The following is a 21268-nucleotide window of genomic DNA, read 5'->3' as shown; positions in this document are numbered from 1 at the left end:
ATGATTATCCTATAGTCATACAGAACATTGATGTCCTATTTATATGCAAAAAAAGCATTGACTCTTGTCAATGCCTGAATGCACGAGCCATTTCCCGTTTATCATCCCTTTCCTTAATCGAATCACGTTTATCATATTCTTTCTTTCCTCGGGCGATAGCAACAATCAATTTAGCCAATCCCTTGTCATTAATAAATAAACGGGTAGGAACGATCGTAAAGCCGCTGGCCTTGACTGCCCCGGCTATCTTCCTCAATTCTTTTTTCTGCAACAGCAGTTTCCGGTCTCGACGTGCACTATGATTATTATATGTGCCATAGAAATATTCAGCAATATACATATTCTTCACCCATAGTTCACCCTTGTCGATGATACAAAACGTATCAACCAGGCTCGCCTTTCCTTGCCGGATAGATTTAATTTCAGTTCCTGTCAAAACAATACCTGCGGTATAGGTATCCAGCAGTTCATAGTCGAACGTAGCACGTTTATTTTTTATAGAAACATTCTTTTCGAATTTCTCTTTCATAGACTTCCTTTTTTATTAACGCAATCCCGGCATCAGCAAGATCAATACTTTTTCTATTAGATGCGGCATCGCTATGATTAATACAGAAGCAAAAACCGTAAACTTCATCTGGTTCGTTTCTTCTACCTGCATAAAGATGGTTGCTCCTTCCCATACGATATAAAACGTATATACAATAAAGATATACAAGAAAAAGAAATCGGGTAAAAGCATCCAGACAATATCCAACGTAAACATCAAAGCAGAAGAAAAGCCGACAAACATCTGGCACAACGGCAAATTCTTATCTTTCTTGAAAAAGCCTTGCCATAGTTCGTTCAACAAATAAGAAGCCAGATAAAAACCACCAAAAGTGGAAACAAAAGTGACAATGGCCGATTTTAACGCCAGTTCGATATCAAACTCCTGACGGGTGCAGACACTGAAAAAAGCAGCTACCGTCAAAACACCGATAAAAGGATATAAATAATTGCTTTGGAAAGCTTCATATCGCATTGAACCCGTCTCCAGCTCATCTTTCTCCCGACGCTCCTGCAACATCTTCCAGGTTTTTGTCGGTTGAGAAATCATCATTATCACTAATTTTACGATTTCCTTATACATAGTTTCTCAATCTTTTCAATTACAAATTTAGTATATTAGCACCGTTTTGCAAATTATCCGGATATTTATCCAACAAAATTGTATAAATATCTGAATATTTCCAACTATACACAGCACTTTCCTCCGAGAAATACTCCGGATAGACCAAACGGAAATTCAAGGAATCACCACTGACATATCCCCTGTCGACAGCGTTTTCTATAAAGTCTTTGATATGAAAAGCCTGAGGAACAACAGTCGAAGTAGTAAATACCGTATCATCTGCCTGGTAGGAAGAGGTAGAACGAAGGTATAACTGCAGACAGCGAAGCCCGGTTATCTCGTCTAAAACGGGCTCAGCCTTTGGATCATAAGAGATTGAAAAGGAATCTGTCTGCGTATGGTAATACTTCTTGTATTCCGGATACAGGAAGAAATATCCATCCACATAAATTCCTCTTTCGATAGAAACATCCAAATAAGATTCATCGAGACGAACAGCCAACGTATCTGGCTCCGGATTCAAAGGCCAGTTTTTTACGGGTAAATAATTAAGAATATCCACCTGATAAATAGAATCCTTATTTTCGGGAGAGGAGAAATTAACCTGATAATCAACCAAACAACAATCTCCATCTTCTACCGCCTGATTTTGGAAATCGGAAGAAGTGATCTGTATTCCCGAACGCAGCTGAATAACTTTTTCAGGAGTTAACCGGACGACTCCTGCTTGCGAACCATACGTATAGACTTCTCCACTTTCACCCATACACGAGACAAGAGCAAAAGCCAAAAGTAAGGAAATCGCATAGCCTATTCTGATCATAATTTACCTTTTATTCCTTTCGTTATAGGTGGCAAAGGTAATAAAAAGAAAGAAAAAAGTCGTATTGGTTGGGAAAAACTCCTGCCAATACGACTTGTATCTATCTGAACAAAAGATTTCTTACCTAGAAGTACTATCATCTGTTACTGACATTTGGGCTTCTTCATAATCCCAAGTCAGTTTGTTATTATCTTTATCCAATTCATTGACAAAGTTAAATCTCAAATAATAGCTCTTATTGCCTGCAGCTTTCTCTATTGAGTTGGCACGGTCAATCACATCTTTCAAATAAAATGCATTAATAATAGATGAATTGGAAGCACCCGTATCGTCTCCTTCGGCCATAGCACGCATATATAAGTTATAATACCGCTTACCATTCTCTTCTACGGCTTCCAATTCACGCGGATACATCATTTTGAATGTCAGCGTCTGCTTGCTTCCGGCTTTCACTGTCGACGGGAAGATCAACCAGCCACGTACGTAGTTATTGAACATGCTTGACTGGAAAGCACTTACCATCGGAATTTCGTTCGCTAAAATAATCGTTGTATCTGCTTCTGAAGAGATAAACGATGCCCGATACTGATCAATAAGTGTAGGTGTAGTTGTCAACGAAGCGGTCAGATAGCCCGTTGATCCCCAATTTGTATTCTCTGGCGTATTATAATCCACATGAACTCCAACAGCAACACAGTTTCCGGCGTCAAAATTACCTGAAGTTGTCAATTCAGGAATGTAAAAATAGGCACTTCCCACATCTACCATCGCCATATAACCCGCTTTTTCATTCAAGAAGACAATTCCTGTCGCAGAAAAATCTGCAGTATTTCCACCATTACCCAGACAAGAAGTAAATAAAGTCATGGCAGACACCAACGCTGCCGCTAAAAAGCTTAATTTTTTCATTTCTATTTATTATTAGTTCTTATTAAAATCCAAAACGAAAACCAAACTGCAATCCGACGTAAAAAGGCTTTTCTGAATGAATCGTTTCTACATCGCTTCCGTTGTCAAAATAATAATCAGCGCCGACTTCGGCATAAGCACTTATAAAACGAATGATCGGATAACTGACACCTACCCGGCCGTTGACAGAAAAGTAAGGTTCTTTCATCCGTTCTTTCTCAGTCACCGACTTCAGTTTCTCAACCGGAGAATACAAATCCGTACATACTTTCCCGGCAACATTGAGTTCTACCTTTCCTCCGGCCGAAGCATAAAACAAGAATTTATTCCATTCAGCTATCTTATAAGTAGCACTAACCGGTATTCCCAAGAAGTGCAGACGTTGTTCAGATTCAGCTCTGTATGTTTTATTGGTAGTCCATTCCGAAACCAGATACGAATAAGAAAGCCCCGTTTGCAATGACCACCGATCACTTAAATAACGGCTTACCGACAAACCGAACGACAATGGCATCTTATGTTTCACATCTGTCTTCGGCACCTCCTCAAAGGCTGATGTTGCATTCATCAACGACAGATATTCATTCGTCACTGCAGAACTTCTCAACGCAAAGGCATTCACCGAACTGCTGTTTCCGGCAGAGATACTTCCGGCGCCCATTCCAAATCCCCATTTCCGTGACTTTGGTTGTGCTTTTGCCTGAGCAGGTTGTTCCTCCACAACGGTTCGGGTCTGCACCGGCTGTTTTTTTACAGCAGTTGATTCTTTAGCCTGAACAGGAGATTCAGCTACCTGTTCTCCGACTGTCTCGGTTTCTACCGTATCTGCTGAAGCTGTTGCTATCAACTCTTCTAAAGATTTATCTGTAATACGATCATCAGCTTTCCGCGTATTAACTGACAAAAGCCGGGCACGAGTAACAGATTTGTTTACTACCGCCTCATGCTTTCCAACCGTATCATTTTCTTCTGCCGCAGCCACCCAATCCTCTTTTACCGCCTGTTTTTCGGCTTCCTTCTTCACTTCCATGGCCATCTTCACCAGTTCATCTTCATCTTTACTCCACGGAATACCGAAAGAAAGAACGACCAGCACGGCAACAGCTGCTGCTGCCAACCACTGATATGTATGCTTCCGATAGAAAGGAATGGACGGACGATCCAGCCGCTTTTCTATCGCCTCCCAGTCTTCTGGTGCAGTTTCGACTTCAAAGTCATACAACTTCGAACGAAACAAATCATCAATATGATCCCGGTCCACCTTTTTCATTTGTACAATTCTTTTATCCGTTTCTGCAATAACTGCCTCGCCCGAGTAAACTGAGAACGGGAAGTACTTTCTGTTATGCCCAAAGCCTCGCTGATTTCCTTATGCGAATAACCTTCTATGGCAAACATATTGAACACCGTTCTGAACCCGACTGGCAATTCCTGAATCAACTTCATCAATTCGGCTGCCGACAAATGTTCGATTGCCGAACTGTCTGACTGAACCAGATCTGCCGAACTGTCCAGATCCGTTGATTCACGCAGTACATCCGATTTCCGCAAATATTCCAAAGCTCCGTTCACAAATATTTTCCGAAGCCATCCTTCAAACGAACCAGTTCCAGTATACGAATGTATATTCATAAACACCCTTACGAATCCATCCTGCAACAAATCACGGGCCGTCTCCATGTCATTGACATAGCGTAAGCATACCGCCAGCATTCTACGAGCATATTTTTCATATAATTCCCGTTGAGCCAATCGGTTTTTGCTTTTGCAACCCGCTATCAGTTGTTGTTCGTCCATCCTCACGCCTTCATTCGCCTGTAGTTCTTCCTTTTATTTTTACGGGAACCAACATTTAGAATGATGAATTTAGTTAATAAAACGCTGCATCTATCCTGACAAAAAACAAAAATTTTTATCGCCGCAAAGATAAGTGCATTTCTTTTAATATTCCCTCCCTTTTCCTTGAAAAATTCATTTTCAGGCTTTCTGCCTTAATCTGAGCCAATTGCCACTTTAGTGAAGTCTTTATGGTCTATCAATTACCACATTTGGTCTTTCACGTTAAATTTATACTTCTTCACCCCTGTGGAACGATCGTTCCACCCTTGTGATACGATCGTTCCACAAGGGTGAAGAGATCGTTTCACCTGGGTGAAACGATAAAAATCTTGTATTGAAAAGGCTTAAAATCTCGAAGAAGCAACATTATTTTTCGTACTTCGAATAATAATAATACGTTTCTTTAGAAGGACGTCCTTCCAGATGATACCGGTTGGACGACGTAACTACAAACAAATACCCTTGTTCGCGATTAGACTGTACAGGCAGATACAATTCCGTTCCCCGAATGCCAGTGGCTAAAATATACTTGGAAGAATCCGTATTCATCGTGTCTGTCAGGGAATAATAAACCGTATACGTCAGGTCCTGCTTTTCGGAAGCAGGTTTAGTCCAGCTGAGTTTCAACTCACCATCAAGGCGTTCTACCCGGATTTCGGAAGGTGATTGCGGAACTGAATCGCACAACCAAGTAAGCGGAGGCAGCATGGCCGGATATTTGTAGTAATTATTTTTCAGCTCATCATAAATACCTTTTTCATTCGAAAGGATATTGAGGCAACGGAAGAAGGTGCAGCCTGCTCCTCCATAATAACGGCTATAGTCAATCTGGTCGGTAATATCCGTCAAAGCCCAGTCGGCTTCTTCTTTTTCCAGGCGATAAGCGCCCAAACCCGGAACAATCAGCCGGCCATTGCTGTTTTCCACCCAATTATCGACAAAGGGAAAGAAATTTTTATGCAGATAATACATCATGGGGACAATCATATCCTGCTTTCCGCTCTGCATCCAGGCTTTCGGATCCTGGTAAACACTTTCATAAGCCGTCCAACCGGCATTGGGGACTTTCGGTATTCGGCTATATTTTCCTAACGGAGAACTGCTGACCTGCACCCAGGGTTTAGCACCTTTCACCCAATCATAAATCTGTCCGACCATCCGGTTGATATTATCCCGACGCCACTGATACAGATCTTTTTTACGGCCATACTTACGGTACACATTCTTATCAGGAAAAGAATTGGCCGACTCCGGATAACGGATATAATCGAAGTGGATGCCATCAATATCATAATTCATGACGATCTCTTTCACCAACGACAGAATATAATCGGCAGTTCCGGGAACACCAGGATCAAGATACCATTCTCCTTTATGTTTCTTACAAAGCTCTGGATGCCGTTTCACTACCGACTGTTTTCCCTGTTTACGGATCAACTCGTCTTTTCCCAAAGGGAAAGTAACAAACCAGGCATGACATTCCATTCCTCGCTGATGACATTCCTTTATCGCATAAGCCAACGGATCATAACCAGGAGAAACCCCTTCTTTCCCAGAAAAGACGAACGACATTGGTTCAATAGCAGAACGATAGGCGACATCACCCCGCAACCGTACCTGAAAGAATACGGTATTGAAATTAGCTTCCTGCAAACGGTCGAGCATGTCACTCAAAGCCTGTTGCTGAGCCTTCCGGGAATGTTCAGAATTCGCGGCAAAGCGAGGCCAGTCTAACCCATAAACTGTCGTCAACCAAACGGCCCGAATTTCATACTTGGGCGAATCAGCCGCCTGCATAAAACAAGAAACACAAAATAAAAACAGGGCAACAAATCTCTCTTTCATCCTCATCTGCTATAAAAACCAGACAAAATTACAAAATGTTGCCTGTTTCTCTTTATAAATAACATGAAAAGCGATCTACAAAGGCACATGAATCCTCATCTGCCTTTTGCCACAATAAAAAAGGAATCAACCGGTGGTTCCTTTCAAAACCACGGGCTGATTCCTTATCTAATTTCCAAAAAGGACTCTTATTAATTGTTTTCCGGACGCAATTTACGGACAACAGCACCAGTACGCCACATTTCGCTTTCGCGTAACTGACGAAGTTCTTCGTTCAACTTCTCACGATAATCCGGCTGAGAGTTAGCATCGATAGAACGCTGAGCTTCATTTCCGCAAGCTACTTCGTTATACAGTTTTTCGAATACCGGTTTAACAGCATCGTGGAACGGGCCCATCCAGTCCAAAGCACCACGCTGAGCAGTTGTTGAACAGTTAGCATACATCCAGTCCATACCATTTTCACCGAACAGCGGCATCAATGACTGAGTCAATTCTTCTACTGTTTCATTGAATGCTTCAGAAGGTTCGTGTCCGTGTTCACGCAAAGTTTCATACTGAGCCAGCAACAATCCCTGGATTGCACCCATCAATGTACCACGTTCACCTGTCAAGTCTGAATAAACTTCTTTCTTGAATGTTGTTTCAAACAGATAACCTGAACCGATACCGATACCTAATGCGATAACACGTTCCCAGGCACGGCCTGTTGCATCCTGATAAATTGCATAACTTGAGTTCAAGCCACGTCCCTGCAAGAACATACGGCGTAAAGAAGTACCTGAACCTTTCGGAGCAATCATGATAACGTCTACATCTGCAGGAGGTACGATGTGTGTACGATCTTTATACGTAATCGCAAAACCATGAGAGAAATACAAGGCTTTACCTGCAGTCAGATGTTTCTTGATCATCGGCCAGCACTGGATCTGAGCTGCATCAGAAAGTAACACCTGAATAATTGTAGCCTTTTCGCAAGCTTCTTCGATGCCGAACAAAGTCTCACCCGGAACCCAACCGTCAGCTACGGCTTTATCATAAGTCTTACCCGGACGCTGACCAACAATCACGTTGAAGCCATTGTCACGTAAGTTCAAGCTCTGGCCAGGACCCTGTACACCATAACCGATTACTGCGATGACTTCATCTTTCAACACTTCTCTTGCTTTTTCCAAAGGAAACTCTTCGCGGGTTACTACATTTTCTTCAACACCGCCAAAATTCATTATTGCCATTTTCTTTTCTTTTTTAATTGGAACGGCTTTCACCGCCCTTATTAATAACTCAACTAAATATCACTTTACTGCGTACCACTACTTCGGTACCGTTCTTTTTCACTTCGATTAAGTATTCATCTTCGTTCACCTGTTCCTGATAAAAGCTTAATGTATCCCCATAATAACTTTCAGCTACATAAGCCATCTCAAACCGGCGAACTCTTTTCTCCTTAAACTGACTGAGCGGAAAAAGATCCAAAATATGCTCAATATATTTGATACTGTTTACATGACCGTTGATGTCGATATCACTGTACTTTGTCTGATATTCGGCAACAGGAGCCGAACTCGTCATCTTTATCCTTCCGGGCTTCTCTATCGGACAAGCCTTATCACAGACATAATCCATGATGCTGCCACCATGTAAGGTTAATAAATCGGCCGGCTTACGTGTTTCCATACTGATCATTGCCCAAACGGAACGAGCATACCCAATCGTTTTACCGTCTTTATCCAGCAAAGAGAAATTACGGTCAGTAAACAAACGGTAAACATTCTCGACCCATGTCTGAATACTGAACTTTTCATACTGTTCGGGCATTTCATCCAACTCAATAGCCAGACGGGAAAGCACCCAGGTATAATGATTCTCCTGCAGGAAAGCCATACCGAATCCCCGATCAGAAGCGTGGAAGCCCGCGCAATTCAGCAAATGATTTCCAAGAACACTCATCGTCAGCTTTCCCGTAAAATCCACATGGAAAGGTTCAGCTACGAACTCATAAGTTCCTATTTTAGCATCTTCCGTCATAAAAACACGATCACTTTATTTACAGATTACTTTTCCTTCTGATATCTTTCCTCCCGATGTGCCAAATATTCGTTCACCCGTTCGAAACAGCTGGTAGAAACAGCGATTCGACCTGACCGTACGAACTGAAGCACACAGTTCAGAGAACTCAATTCCTGATACAAGGAAGAAATATCTTCGCTCGTTCCTGTCATTTCCACAATTGAAAAGACCGGATTCACTTCTACGATATGGGCACTGTATTGACGTATCAGTTTCGAAGCCTCCGGAGTCGACTGAAATTCCGGAGTGGATACCTTATATAAGGCTATCTCGCGCTTAAATATTTCGTCATCCTTAAAGTAATGAGCCTGGATTACATCCATCTTCTTTTCAATCTGCTTGGCAACTTTCTCGACAATATCCGGGGTTGCCCAACAAGTAATCGTATATTTATGAACGCCCCGAATAGATGAAGCAGATACATTCAAGCTCTCGATGTTCAATTGCCGCCGAGTAAAGACGGCTGTAATCTGATTCAAGATACCTGCAATATTCTCAGAATGAACGATAATTGTATATAAAGTCTTATTTTCCATAATCTACTTCCTCCCGAATTAACATTCCAATAACATCTGATTGACAGAAGATCCCGGAGGAGTCATCGGCAATACATAACCTTCTTCTATCACACAAACTTCCAATAAGAACGGACCATCCGTTTCCAGCATCTCCCGAACTGCATCTTGCAGATCCGAGCGGTCAATTACTCTCCGCGAAGGAATTGAATAAGCGGCAGCTATCTGCATATAATCAGGATTCATCATCGGAGTGAAAGAGTATCGGCGATTGAAAAACATGGCCTGCCATTGGCGGACATTTCCCAGATAATTATTATTCAGAAGGATGATTTTAACAGGAGACTTCTGTTCCATAATGGTTCCCAATTCTTCTATGGTCATCTGTAAACCGCCATCACCCATGAAGACACAAACCGTACGATCAGGACGACCGAATGTTGCTCCTATCGCAGCAGGTAATCCAAAACCCATGGTTCCCATTCCGCCTGATGTTACAATACTACGCTGGCGTGAGAACTTAAAGTAGCGGCATGCCATCATCTGGTTCTGACCTACATCGGTAACCAAGATAGCATCGTTGTCGGTCGCCTCGCTGATTACATGTACAACTTCACCCATATTCAACGGGCCTTCTTCCGGAAATACTTCCTTACGTATTACCTGATTGAATTCTGTCTCTTCATACTGACGGAAACTTTCGATCCATTCGGTATGCCGGTTATTCTGAATCAACTCCGTAAGTAAAGCCAATGTTTTCTTGCAATTGCCCAAAACAGGAACATCAACCGGGACATTCTTACCCAATTCAGATGGATCTATATCCAAATGGATTACCTTCGCCTGCTTGGCATAGGTTTCCAGCTTTCCTGTTACACGATCGTCAAAACGCATACCGATTGCAATCAAGACATCACATTCGTTGCTCTTCACATTCGGACCTAAATTTCCATGCATTCCTAACATACCTTTATTCAACCGGTGAGTTGAAGGTAAAGCAGAAAGTCCCAACAAGGTACATCCGCAAGGAATATCAGCTTTCTCAATAAATGCCAACAATTCCTGCTGGGCATTTCCCAATTCAACTCCTTGTCCGACCAGTGCCAACGGCTTCTTCGCCGAATTAATCAGCGCAACCGCTTCGGCTACTTCCTTATAATCAATTTCCGGATCCGGATCATAACTACGTATGAAGTCAACATCCATCGGTTCATATTCTGTCATCTCGGTCTGCGCATTCTTGGCAAAATCCAATACAACCGGACCCGGACGACCACTACGGGCAATATAAAAAGCTCTCGATACAGCCCAAGCTACATCTTCTGCCCGCCGAATCTGATAACTCCACTTCGTAATAGGCTGGGTTATACCTACCAGATCTACTTCCTGAAAAGCATCTGTTCCTAAAAAGCCGGCACCTACCTGACCAGCTATCATCACAATCGGCGTACTGTCAATCATGGCATCAGCAATTCCTGTTATGGTATTAGTTGCTCCCGGGCCGCTTGTTACCAGACAAACACCTACTTCTCCGGATACACGTGCGAAACCTTGCGCTGCATGAGCAGCACCTTGTTCATGACGAACCAATATATGATGGATCTTATCCAAATGATCATATAATGCATCATAAACCGGCATAATAGCTCCTCCCGGATAACCGAAGATAGTCTTTACACCTTCATGTTCCAATGAGCGCATTAACGCTTCTGAGCCTGTTATTGTTTCTTTCATATATAATTCTTCGATTTAGCTTAATCTTCAATTATTCTTACTCCTCCCTTATCTGCCGACGAAACCATCTTTCCATAAGCCTTCAGAGCTTTCGATACTTCACGCTGACGGAACGGTGGAGTAAACGCTTTCTTTCCACGGGCTTCCTCTGCTTTCCGACGTTCAGCTAATTCCTCATCTGTCAGTCGTACCCGTATCGAACGGTTAGGAATGTCTATTTCAATAATGTCACCATCTTTTACCAATCCGATATTTCCTCCCGCAGCTGCTTCCGGAGAAATATGACCAATAGACAAACCGGAAGTACCTCCACTAAAACGACCGTCTGTGATCAAAGCGCATTCTTTACCTAAATGACGGCTCTTGATATAGGAAGTCGGATATAACATTTCCTGCATTCCCGGACCGCCTTTCGGCCCTTCATAGGTAATCACGACCACATCTCCCGAAACGACCTTACCGCCTAAGATTCCTTCGCAGGCCGCGTCTTGTGAATCAAATACCTTGGCCGGACCCGCAAACTTCCAGATGCTTTCATCAACTCCGGCAGTTTTGACAACACAACCATCAACAGCGATGTTTCCTTTCAGTACGGCCAGACCTCCATCCTTAGAATAAGCATGTTCAACATCACGGATACAACCAGCCGAACGGTCGGTATCCAATTCCTGATAATAATTCTCCTGCGCACCCATCGTAATACAGAAGCGATTACCCGGTGCACTTTTATACTTCTTCAACGCTTCTTCCGTTACATGCAGCGAAGTAATTCCGAATTGATCTATTGCTTCTGCCAATGTCAAGCCGTCGGCACGTTTAACAGAACCATCAATTAATCCGGCCTTCAGCAACTCATGCATGATTGACAAAACACCACCAGCCCGATTGACATCCTGTACATGGTAAACCAGAGTGTTCGGTGCTACTTTGCAAAGGCAAGGAATCTTACGAGATAACATATCAATATCATCCATCGTAAAATCAGCATTCGCTTCCTGAGCTATTGCCAATAAGTGAAGAACCGTATTGGTAGAGCCGCCCATGGCTATATCAAGAGACATGGCATTCAAGAAGGCCTGTCGTGTTGCAATCTGACGTGGCAAGACACTTTCATCTCCTTCTTCATAATATTTATAAGCATTCTTGACAATCAGTTTGGCAGCATCCCGGAACAACTGTACCCGGTTTGCGTGTGTAGCCACAATAGAACCATTACCAGGCAAAGCCAAACCAATGGCTTCATTCAGGCAATTCATCGAGTTAGCCGTAAACATACCCGAACAACACCCACAACCCGGACAAGCATGGCGTTCTACTTCGCCAATCTGTTCATCACTGACAGAAGTATCAGCTGCTTCAATCATGGCATCAATCAAATCCAGATGACGACCATTCCATTCACCCGCTTCCATCGGTCCTCCCGATACAAAAACGGTTGGTATATTCAATCGCATGGCAGCCATCAGCATGCCCGGAGTGATTTTATCACAATTACTGATACAAACCATGGCATCTGCCTTATGAGCATTTACCATATATTCAACGCTATCAGCAATAATATCACGCGAAGGAAGAGAATAAAGCATTCCATCATGCCCCATGGCTATACCATCATCAATAGCAATGGTATTGAATTCAGCTGCAAAACATCCCAACTTTTCAATTTCTTCTTTGACGATCTGCCCGGCTTCATGCAAATGTACGTGACCCGGAACAAACTGGGTAAATGAATTGACAATAGCAATGATCGGTTTTCCGAATTGCTCTTTCTTCATTCCATTGGCACACCACAAGGCTCGTGCCCCTGCCATTCGGCGTCCTTCAGTACTGAAGGAACTTCTTAACGGATTCTTCATATCTGTACTCCTTCTTTATTGCGTTTCTTAAGTCTCAATCTCTTTCTTATTTCTTAGTAAGAAAAAAGCCTTTCCCCGAATAGAGAAAGGCTGTAAGAAATATCGTTGTCACTTTATTCGTATCTTGCATACCTTTCTCTTTACCAACTAATGACTAGCAGGACCACGACCAAGATAATATGCAAAGAAATATTCAACATTTTTATTCTTTTGTCTTTATGTTTGTTTGACGGTGCAAATGTAGAATAATAATTCTAACCAACAAAGAATTTAAAAGGAAAATATAAGTATTTCTTTCAAATATCAATTAAAGACTTGTTTCTACTTGCACTTTAACAGTGCTCTTTTCCTTCTAACATCATTATAATTAGGGCAAAAAAACCTATAATTTATTTCTTTTATATATAATAAGGTATTAGAGATCTATGTTTTCTCAGTCCTTAAAATGAGAATCAATCAAACATATTTGCTTCCACCAGCCCATCTGTCATCTTCCGCATTATTCATGTCATTGCTTTCTCTATAGTTTGTTTTGAGAATAATTCCAACGAGAATCAAAAACGATTCTCGTTAAAATCCAATTTAAAATACGGGAGTTTCAAAAAGCGTTTATCCGGACACTTGGACCGAAATTAGCATAGGCTTGTTGTTGCACTACATATTCTTTTGTGTATGTGACAGAATTTAGGTTACTTTGTATCCAGAAAACAGGATTAGTTCCAGACGCTTTCAGGATGTTCTTTCGTCAGAAAAAGCAGATGCTACTGGACATATCCACTTTTACTTTAATAAAAAGCATGAAAAAGATTCTTTTATTAGTGGTGGGATTGCTTTTCATTCAGAGTGCTGTTTATGCCCAGCTTTTGAGTGAAAAAGCACAGATCAGCCTGCTGACAAGCTCTCCGTATGAAGGAGAAGTATTTACCCTTTACGGTCATGCTGCTCTCCGACTGAAAGACGAGCCTCGAAATATGGATTTGGTATTCAATTATGGCATCTTCAGTTTCGAAAAGCCCAATTTCATATACCGGTTTGCCAAAGGTGAAACGGATTACATGTTAGGAGTAATGAAATATAGCGATTATATTGTCGAATATCAATTACGAGGCAGTACGGTTACAGAACAGATCTTGAATTTATCGCCAGTCGAGAAAGAGCGGATATGGGGAGCTCTATTGAAAAACTATGAACCGAAAAACCGAGAATACCGGTATAATTTCTTTTTCGATAATTGTGCCACCCGACCGGCACAACTGATAGAAAACAATCTATCAGGGAAAGTCGATTATTGCTGGAAACCTGAGCCCCTGACCTTCCGGGATGTAATCAACCACTGTACGCGAAATCATGCTTGGTTGACTTTTGGATGTGACCTGGCTTTGGGAAGTCCTACGGATCGAATCATGACTCCCCACGAAATGTTGTTCTTGCCGGAATATCTGAAAGAAGCTGTTGCCAGTGCAATTATCATCTCCGACGACGGCTCAACCCGTCCTTTGGTCCGCCAAACTAATGTTTTGGAAGCCGAACCAGAGGAAGCCCCAACCGAATGGTGCACACCTCTATTGTGTGCAATCGTTTTATGGTTAGTCGTAGGTATCCTGACCGTATGGGAATCCAAACGTCACATCCATCTTTGGGGCTTGGATTGTGTGTTATTTCTGATAGCCGGTTTGTCCGGATGTGTCCTCTTCTTTTTAGGTTTCATATCCGAACATCCCTGTACATGGCCTAACTGGACAATGGTTTGGTTGCATCCGCTTCAACTACTCGTTCTACCATTTAGTATCGTAAAAAAAGCAAGAATAGCTGGATATTATTATCATTTTATTAACTTTGCGGCGATTATGCTGATGCTGGTAAGCTGGTATTTCTTACCGCAACACTTTAATACAGCCTTTATTCCATTGATTCTCACGCTTTGGATACGATCAGCCTCGGTTATTTTTGCTGGTTATTTTCGTAAGAGAGAGGAAATAGAAAAAAGGAAATAAGCAGAGGAAGCATACATCCAGGCACAGAAAATAAATTCTGGCCTGATTTTTGTAGGAGAATACATAAGTAAACATGGATAAAAAAGTACGAAAAATATTGTCTTCACTGATTGCAATTCTGGCAGTCACCAATTTGGAAGCTCAGCAACAGGTTCCTAAATTGGTGGTATGCGTCACTGTAGATCAGTTGCGAGGAGATTATATTGAGTATTTTTACAATACATTCGGCGAAAGAGGGTTTAAACGGTTATTCAATGAAGGCAAAGTTTACCAGAATATTCGCTTTGACTTTTCTAATTTAGACGAAGCCAGCGCTTTTGCAACCCTATTTACCGGTTCCAATCCATGCTTTAATGGCATATCTTCAAATTACAAGTATGATTTTTCCAATGAAAAAGAGATCTCTATTTTATGGGACTCTTCTTATTTGGGAAACTACACACGTGAAAACTATTCTCCAAAAGCATTGTTCAGTTCTACTATCGGTGATGAACTGAAAATTGCCTCCAAAGGAAGAAGTGACGTATATGCTATTGCCCCTAATGTAGAAGCCGCCATTTTGTCAGCTGGCCATGCAGCCAACGGAGCATTCTGGATTGACAACCTAAATGGGAAATGGGCAACTACAACCTATTATAAAAGCGTTCCCTGGTATGTAGAGCGGTATAACAGCGGTACCGAATCTCTATCGGCACGATTGGACAAAATGGTATGGACGCCGTCATTACCTCTTGACAAGCTGAACGCTTTTCCGTATACCTTAGACGAAATTCCTTTCAAATATACCTTCAACGAACGTGACGTTGCCTGCTATCCACGACTGAAGACGACTCCTTTTGTCAATAAAGAAGTAAACCGTCTGGCCATGCAGTTTCTGGAATACGCCGGATTCGGTACACGAACAGCACCCGATATGCTTTCGGTTACCTACTATGCAGGTAACTTCTTGGGTAATATGAATAAGGAATATACCCACGAAATTCAAGATACCTACTGCCAACTGGATAAAGACATCGAGCAATTATTAGATGCCATCGACAAAAAAGTAGGACTTTCTAAAACCCTGGTCGTATTTACGGGTAGCGGCTATTATAAAAGCGAAGAGGAATATACGCAGGAACTGGACTCCTACGTAACAGGAGGTGAGTTTCATCCCAAACGCTGCGTCGCCTTATTAAATATGTATATGATGGCTATCTATGGTCAGCAGACCAACTGGGTAACCGGTTATTATAATAACCAAATTTATCTGAATAGGAAAGCTATCGAAGATGCGAAACTGGATTTGGCAGAAGTACAGAATAAAGCAGCAGCCTTCATAAAAGAATTTAGTGGAGTTCAACATGTAACAACAGATAACAGTCTGGTGTTTGGCGACTGGAATGAAGGAACCGCCAAATTCCGTCAAGGTACTCATCACCTAAAGCGGGGCGATTTAATTATTGAATTACAGCCAGGCTGGAAAATCAATAAAGATGATCCCAAAGAAAAAGTAAAAGTAATTCGAAATAATGCAGTACTTACGCCATTGATTTTCTTGGGTAACGGCCTAAAGCCAGAGCGTATTTACCGGGAAGTAAAAGCTACGGAAGTTGCTCCGTCTGTGACCTATATCCTAAGAATCAGACCACCGAATGCTTCACAATCGTTACCACTTCGGGAATTGGCTGTTGGTAATGGACAATAGCCAATTCGTTAGAATAACTGACGATCAACCTTCCATTGCATTATAATTTTTCAAAGTAGTAACTATCCAATTGGCATAAATAAAGGAAAGAAATGCCAATTGTCAATTCAATAAAAATATGGGATTTAATGAATTTTTGACGAAGTTGTTCGGTAATAAGTCACAGCGTGACCTGAAGGAAATCACTCCGTATGTAGAAAAGGTAAAAGCCGTCTATCCGTCAATCAAAGAACTTTCGAATGATGAACTGCGTGGTCGTATCGATGCCATCAAACAGCGCATACAAGATTACGTAGCGGATGAACGCGCTAAAGTCAATTCTCTGCGCGAAGGTATTGACAGCAAAGAACTGGAAGAACGTGAAGCTATCTGGGCCGAAGTAGACAAAATTGAGAAAGAAATCACAGACAAGATGGAAATTGTTCTGGACGAAGTGCTTCCTGAAGTGTTTGCTATCGTAAAAGATACAGCACGCCGTTTTGCCGAAAACCCAGAAGTAGTTGTAACAGCAAATGATTTCGACCGGGATTTAGCAACTCGTTTTGATTTTGTCCGCATAGAAGGAGATAAAGCTATATATGCCAATCACTGGATGGCTGGAGGTAATGAAATAACTTGGGATATGGTTCATTACGATGTCCAGTTGTTTGGTGGTGTCGTTTTACACAAAGGTAAGATTGCTGAAATGGCAACCGGTGAAGGAAAAACACTGGTAGCTACTTTACCTGTTTTCTTAAATGCCTTGACCCGTAACGGTGTTCATGTTGTTACTGTGAACGATTACTTGTCAAAACGTGACTCTGAATGGATGGGCCCGTTATATATGTTCCACGGTTTATCCGTAGATTGTATTGATAAACATCAGCCTAATTCAGATGCTCGCCGTAAGGCTTATATGGCAGATATTACTTTCGGTACCAACAACGAATTCGGTTTCGATTATCTTCGTGACAATATGGCCACGAGTCCTAAAGACTTAGTGCAGAGAAAACATAACTATGCTATTGTCGATGAGGTTGACTCCGTATTAATTGATGATGCCCGTACACCATTGATTATATCCGGTCCTATTCCACGTGGAGAAGAACAACTGTTCGAAATGTTCCGCCCGAATGTAGAAGTCGTAGTAAACGCACAAAAGGAACTGTGCCAGAAATTATTGATCGAAGCCAAAAAGAAAATGGCAAGCGACGATCCGAAAGTAGTAGAAGAAGGTACAGTCCAATTATATCGTGCATACAAGGGTTATCCCCGCAGTAAAGCCTTAATTAAATACTTGAGCGAACCCGGTGTGAAAGCACAGATGTTAAAGACAGAAGAATACTTCATGTCAGAGAACATGCGTCACATGCACGAAGCAACTGATGAACTGTATATGGTCATCGATGAAAAGAATAATAGCGTCGAACTGACAGATAAAGGTATCGACTTGCTGACGGGTAACTCAGACGACCCACAGTTCTTTATTCTTCCGGATATTGCGACCGAGTTATCTCAGCTTGACCACATGGAAGGTACAGAAGAAGAAAAGCAGGCAAAGAAAGATGAAATCCTGGCCAACTATTCTGTTAAGAGCGAACGTGTACATACAATCAATCAGCTATTGAAAGCCTATACACTGTTTGAGAAAGATGATGAATACGTAGTCATCGACAACAAGGTAATGATTGTTGATGAACAGACAGGACGTATCATGGATGGTCGTCGTTATTCTGACGGTTTGCATCAGGCTATCGAAGCCAAGGAACGTGTAAAGGTTGAAGCGGCTACACAGACTTTCGCAACAATCACGCTACAGAATTATTTCCGTATGTACCACAAACTGGCAGGTATGACAGGTACAGCCGAAACAGAAGCCGGAGAATTCTGGGATATCTATAAATTGGATGTGGTTGTTATTCCAACGAACCGTCCGATTGCCCGTATTGATATGAACGACCGAATCTATAAGACAAAACGTGAAAAGTATAATGCCGTTATAGAAGAGATCGTTCGTCTGACAAATGCAGGTCGTCCGGTTCTGGTAGGTACAACATCAGTTGAAATCTCCGAATTATTGAGCCGTATGTTGACACTCCGCAAAATCAAGCACAATGTATTGAATGCGAAGTTACACCAGAAGGAGGCTGAGATCGTAGCATTAGCCGGACAAAGCAGCACAGTTACCATTGCTACAAACATGGCCGGTCGTGGTACGGATATCAAGTTGTCGAAAGAAGTAAAAGAAGCCGGCGGTTTGGCAATTATCGGTACGGAACGTCACGAAAGCCGTCGTGTTGACCGTCAGTTACGTGGTCGTGCCGGTCGTCAAGGAGACCCGGGATCTTCAGTCTTCTTTGTATCATTGGAAGATGACTTGATGCGTTTGTTCGCTTCTGAGAAGATTGCCAATCTGATGGATAAATTAGGCTTCAAGGAAGGTGAAGTTCTGGAACACTCTATGTTGAGTAAATCTGTTGAACGGGCACAAAAGAAAGTTGAAGAGAACAACTTCGGTATCCGTAAGCGCCTGTTGGAATATGATGACGTCATGAACTCACAACGTAATGTCATCTACACCCGCCGTCGTCACGCCTTAATGGGTGAACGTATTGGACTGGATGTATTGAATACGATTTACGATACCGCCATTGCTATTGCCGATCAGTTTGCAGAAAGCTTAGATTATGAAGGCTTCAAGATGGAACTGTTCAAGACATTTGCTATGGAACCTCCGTTTACTGAGGATGAATTCAAAGGAATGAAAGCAAACGTTTTGGGAGAGAAACTGTTCGAAGCAGCATTGGCAACCTATAAGCAGCGTATGGAAAGAATGGCTCAGGTTGCAAATCCTGTCATCAAACAAGTATATGAAAACCAAGGTGCTACTTACGAAAACATCATGATTCCTATCACGGATGGCAAACGTATGTACAATATTTCATGTAACTTAAAAGAAGCGTACGATACAGAATCGAAGAGTATTGTAAAAGCATTCCAGAAGAGAACGGTATTGCTGACAATTGATGAAGCTTGGAAAGAACATTTGCGTGAAATGGATGAACTCCGTCATTCTGTTCAGAATGCAAGCTATGAGCATAAGGATCCGTTATTGATCTATAAACTGGAATCATACAACTTGTTCAAAGACATGGTAGATGTTATGAACCGTAAAACTGTATCTATCCTGATGCGCGGACAAATTCCGGTTCACACCGTAACGGAAGAAGAACGCAAAGAACTGGAAGCTCGTCGTGCAGCCATGCAAGCACAAATGGCAGCCCAACAGGCAGCTGCAATCCAAGCTGCTGCAGAAGCTCGCCAGCGCATTCAAATAGAGAAAGCCAAAGAAGAGGAACGTGAAGATATGAGTAAGTACCGGGCTGAAAAACCGGGAGCAGAAGGTGAAACGACTGCAGCTCAAGGTCCTGTTCGAGCAGAAAAGCGTGTCGGACGAAATGATCTGTGCCCATGTGGAAGTGGTAAGAAATACAAAAACTGCCATGGCCAGGGATTATAATCCCCATCATATTATTTAAGATGAAAAGAATACAGACGGATTTGCAAAAGCAGGTCTGTCTGTATTCTTTTTTATTTAAACTGTTATCAGTTTGTCAGAACATGAGAAAAATAGTAATAGCCATTGATTCATTTAAAGGTTGTCTTTCATCAGAAGCATTGGAAAACTCCATCGAAAAAGGCATTAGAAAAGTATGGAAAGATGGTATAATCTGTAAATTGCCGATTGCCGACGGCGGAGAAGGAACTGTTGAGGCTTTAACCCGTGCGCTGGGAGGAAAGAAAATAACATGTCGAGTACAAGGTCCATTACGCTCGCCTGTCGAAGCGGTGTACGGCTGGATTCCAGAACGTCAGATGGCTGTTATCGAAATGGCTTCAGCAAGTGGATTACCACTAATTCCCTGGGCAGAAGGGAATGTAATGCGTACGACATCGTATGGTACCGGACAGTTGATAGCTGATGCCTTACAACACGGGTGCAAGCACATCTTATTGGGCATTGGAGGAAGTGCTACCAACGATGCCGGTATAGGCATGTTACAAGCCTTGGGATTTCGTTTCCTCGACCAGCAGGGAAAAGAAACGGGCGACGGTGGTAGCTGTTTATCTCAAATATGCCAAATAGACACATCACAGGTATTACCTCAACTAAAGACCTGCGACATAGAAGTTGCTACGGATGTCAAGAATCCTTTTTATGGAGAAAATGGTGCAGCCTTTGTATTTGCCCCACAAAAAGGAGCCAATCAAGAGCAAGTCAAATTGCTGGATGACGGATTAAGATCATTTGCCAAACTGATTCAGGCTAAACAGGGGATAAATGTTCAGGACATTGCCGGTGCTGGTGCGGCAGGAGGATTAGGCGGTGGCTGCGTAGCTTTCCTACAAGCTCATTTAACACCTGGCATCGACAAGATAAAGGAGTACCTGAATTTCGATCAGTTAATTCATGATGCCGACCTGATCATTACCGGAGAAGGGAAAGTTGACCAGCAGACTTCACAGGGGAAAGTTGTAGACGGGATTATCAGATCGGCCCAGAAATATCAGATTCCCGTTATTATACTGACAGGAAACTGCCAGGAAAAAAATGAAGAAATAGATGAGAATCCTTTCGTCTCCTGCTTTTCCATTCATTCTGCACCTGTGTCATTTGATGAAGCAATTCAACCCGAATATGCAGCACAACAGATTGAACGGATAGCCCAGATGTCTTGCAAACTGTTCCGGAACGGTTACGAAGCAAGTATTTTGTGTAAAAGAAAAGAATTATGAATTTGTAAAACTCAAACTTTCTTTTAAGCTAAAAAAGCATAACAGGTTTGGATATCTCTTATCAGTTATCTATATTAGCCGACGTTTTAAATAAATAAAGAGATTA

At 42.1% G+C, this 21268-nt stretch carries 16 protein-coding genes; 4 read left to right on the top strand and 12 right to left on the bottom strand.

Annotated features, from left to right (window positions below):
* Positions 1–67: 67 nt before the first annotated feature.
* The 12 genes from smpB to ilvD form a co-directional block, all read right to left on the bottom strand.
* Positions 68–529, bottom strand: a complete 462-nt coding sequence (smpB, locus tag NEE14_RS15785) for an SsrA-binding protein SmpB (RefSeq protein WP_251966217.1) — start codon at positions 527–529, stop codon at positions 68–70.
* 15 nt (positions 530–544) lie between these two features.
* Positions 545–1102 (bottom strand): YIP1 family protein, encoded by a 558-nt coding sequence (locus tag NEE14_RS15780; protein WP_338578753.1) that lies wholly within the window; start codon positions 1100–1102, stop codon positions 545–547.
* Between the two features lie 49 nt (positions 1103–1151).
* Entirely contained in the window at positions 1152–1937 is a 786-nt protein-coding gene (locus NEE14_RS15775) for a hypothetical protein (RefSeq protein ID WP_251966215.1), read from the bottom strand.
* Between the two features lie 120 nt (positions 1938–2057).
* Positions 2058–2846, bottom strand: a complete 789-nt coding sequence (locus NEE14_RS15770) for a hypothetical protein (RefSeq protein WP_251966214.1) — start codon at positions 2844–2846, stop codon at positions 2058–2060.
* A 22-nt stretch (positions 2847–2868) separates the two neighbouring features.
* Positions 2869–4116, bottom strand: a complete 1248-nt coding sequence (locus NEE14_RS15765; protein ID WP_251966213.1) for a porin family protein — start codon at positions 4114–4116, stop codon at positions 2869–2871.
* Positions 4113–4643: an RNA polymerase sigma factor gene (locus NEE14_RS15760; protein WP_251966212.1), complete on the bottom strand. Its 531-nt coding sequence runs from the start codon at positions 4641–4643 to the stop codon at positions 4113–4115. The genes NEE14_RS15765 and NEE14_RS15760 overlap by 4 nt, the downstream gene beginning before the upstream one ends.
* Before the next feature lie 408 nt (positions 4644–5051).
* Complete coding sequence (locus NEE14_RS15755; RefSeq protein ID WP_251966211.1) at positions 5052–6530, bottom strand: glycoside hydrolase family 10 protein; 1479 nt, start codon at positions 6528–6530, stop codon at positions 5052–5054.
* A 191-nt stretch (positions 6531–6721) separates the two neighbouring features.
* The gene (ilvC, locus tag NEE14_RS15750) at positions 6722–7765 is read right to left on the bottom strand and encodes a ketol-acid reductoisomerase (RefSeq protein WP_251966210.1); all 1044 of its coding nucleotides are present in this window, start codon (positions 7763–7765) and stop codon (positions 6722–6724) included.
* 49 nt (positions 7766–7814) lie between these two features.
* On the bottom strand, positions 7815–8558 hold the full coding sequence (locus NEE14_RS15745) for an acyl-[acyl-carrier-protein] thioesterase (protein ID WP_251966209.1): 744 nt from the start codon (positions 8556–8558) through the stop codon (positions 7815–7817).
* A 26-nt stretch (positions 8559–8584) separates the two neighbouring features.
* Positions 8585–9136: an acetolactate synthase small subunit gene (ilvN, locus tag NEE14_RS15740; RefSeq protein ID WP_251966208.1), complete on the bottom strand. Its 552-nt coding sequence runs from the start codon at positions 9134–9136 to the stop codon at positions 8585–8587.
* An 18-nt stretch (positions 9137–9154) separates the two neighbouring features.
* Positions 9155–10849, bottom strand: a complete 1695-nt coding sequence (gene ilvB, locus NEE14_RS15735; RefSeq protein ID WP_251966207.1) for a biosynthetic-type acetolactate synthase large subunit — start codon at positions 10847–10849, stop codon at positions 9155–9157.
* A gap of 20 nt (positions 10850–10869) precedes the next feature.
* The gene (gene ilvD, locus NEE14_RS15730; protein ID WP_251966206.1) at positions 10870–12705 is read right to left on the bottom strand and encodes a dihydroxy-acid dehydratase; all 1836 of its coding nucleotides are present in this window, start codon (positions 12703–12705) and stop codon (positions 10870–10872) included.
* 797 nt (positions 12706–13502) lie between these two features.
* Between ilvD and NEE14_RS15725 the strand changes: the two genes are divergently transcribed.
* From NEE14_RS15725 to NEE14_RS15710, 4 genes are all read left to right on the top strand, one after another.
* On the top strand, positions 13503–14699 hold the full coding sequence (locus NEE14_RS15725; protein WP_251966205.1) for a DUF4105 domain-containing protein: 1197 nt from the start codon (positions 13503–13505) through the stop codon (positions 14697–14699).
* A 73-nt stretch (positions 14700–14772) separates the two neighbouring features.
* Positions 14773–16386 (top strand): alkaline phosphatase family protein, encoded by a 1614-nt coding sequence (locus NEE14_RS15720; protein WP_251966204.1) that lies wholly within the window; start codon positions 14773–14775, stop codon positions 16384–16386.
* 118 nt (positions 16387–16504) lie between these two features.
* Entirely contained in the window at positions 16505–19885 is a 3381-nt protein-coding gene (secA, locus tag NEE14_RS15715; protein ID WP_251966203.1) for a preprotein translocase subunit SecA, read from the top strand.
* A 101-nt stretch (positions 19886–19986) separates the two neighbouring features.
* Positions 19987–21162, top strand: coding sequence for a glycerate kinase (locus NEE14_RS15710; protein ID WP_251966202.1), 1176 nt, complete (start codon positions 19987–19989; stop codon positions 21160–21162).
* Positions 21163–21268: the final 106 nt, after the last annotated feature.

The organism is Parabacteroides sp. AD58, assembly GCF_023744375.2.
Taxonomy (GTDB): domain Bacteria; phylum Bacteroidota; class Bacteroidia; order Bacteroidales; family Tannerellaceae; genus Parabacteroides; species Parabacteroides absconsus.
The sequence above is the reverse complement of the archived record's forward strand: the minus strand, read 5'-3'. Positions and strand labels throughout refer to the sequence as shown.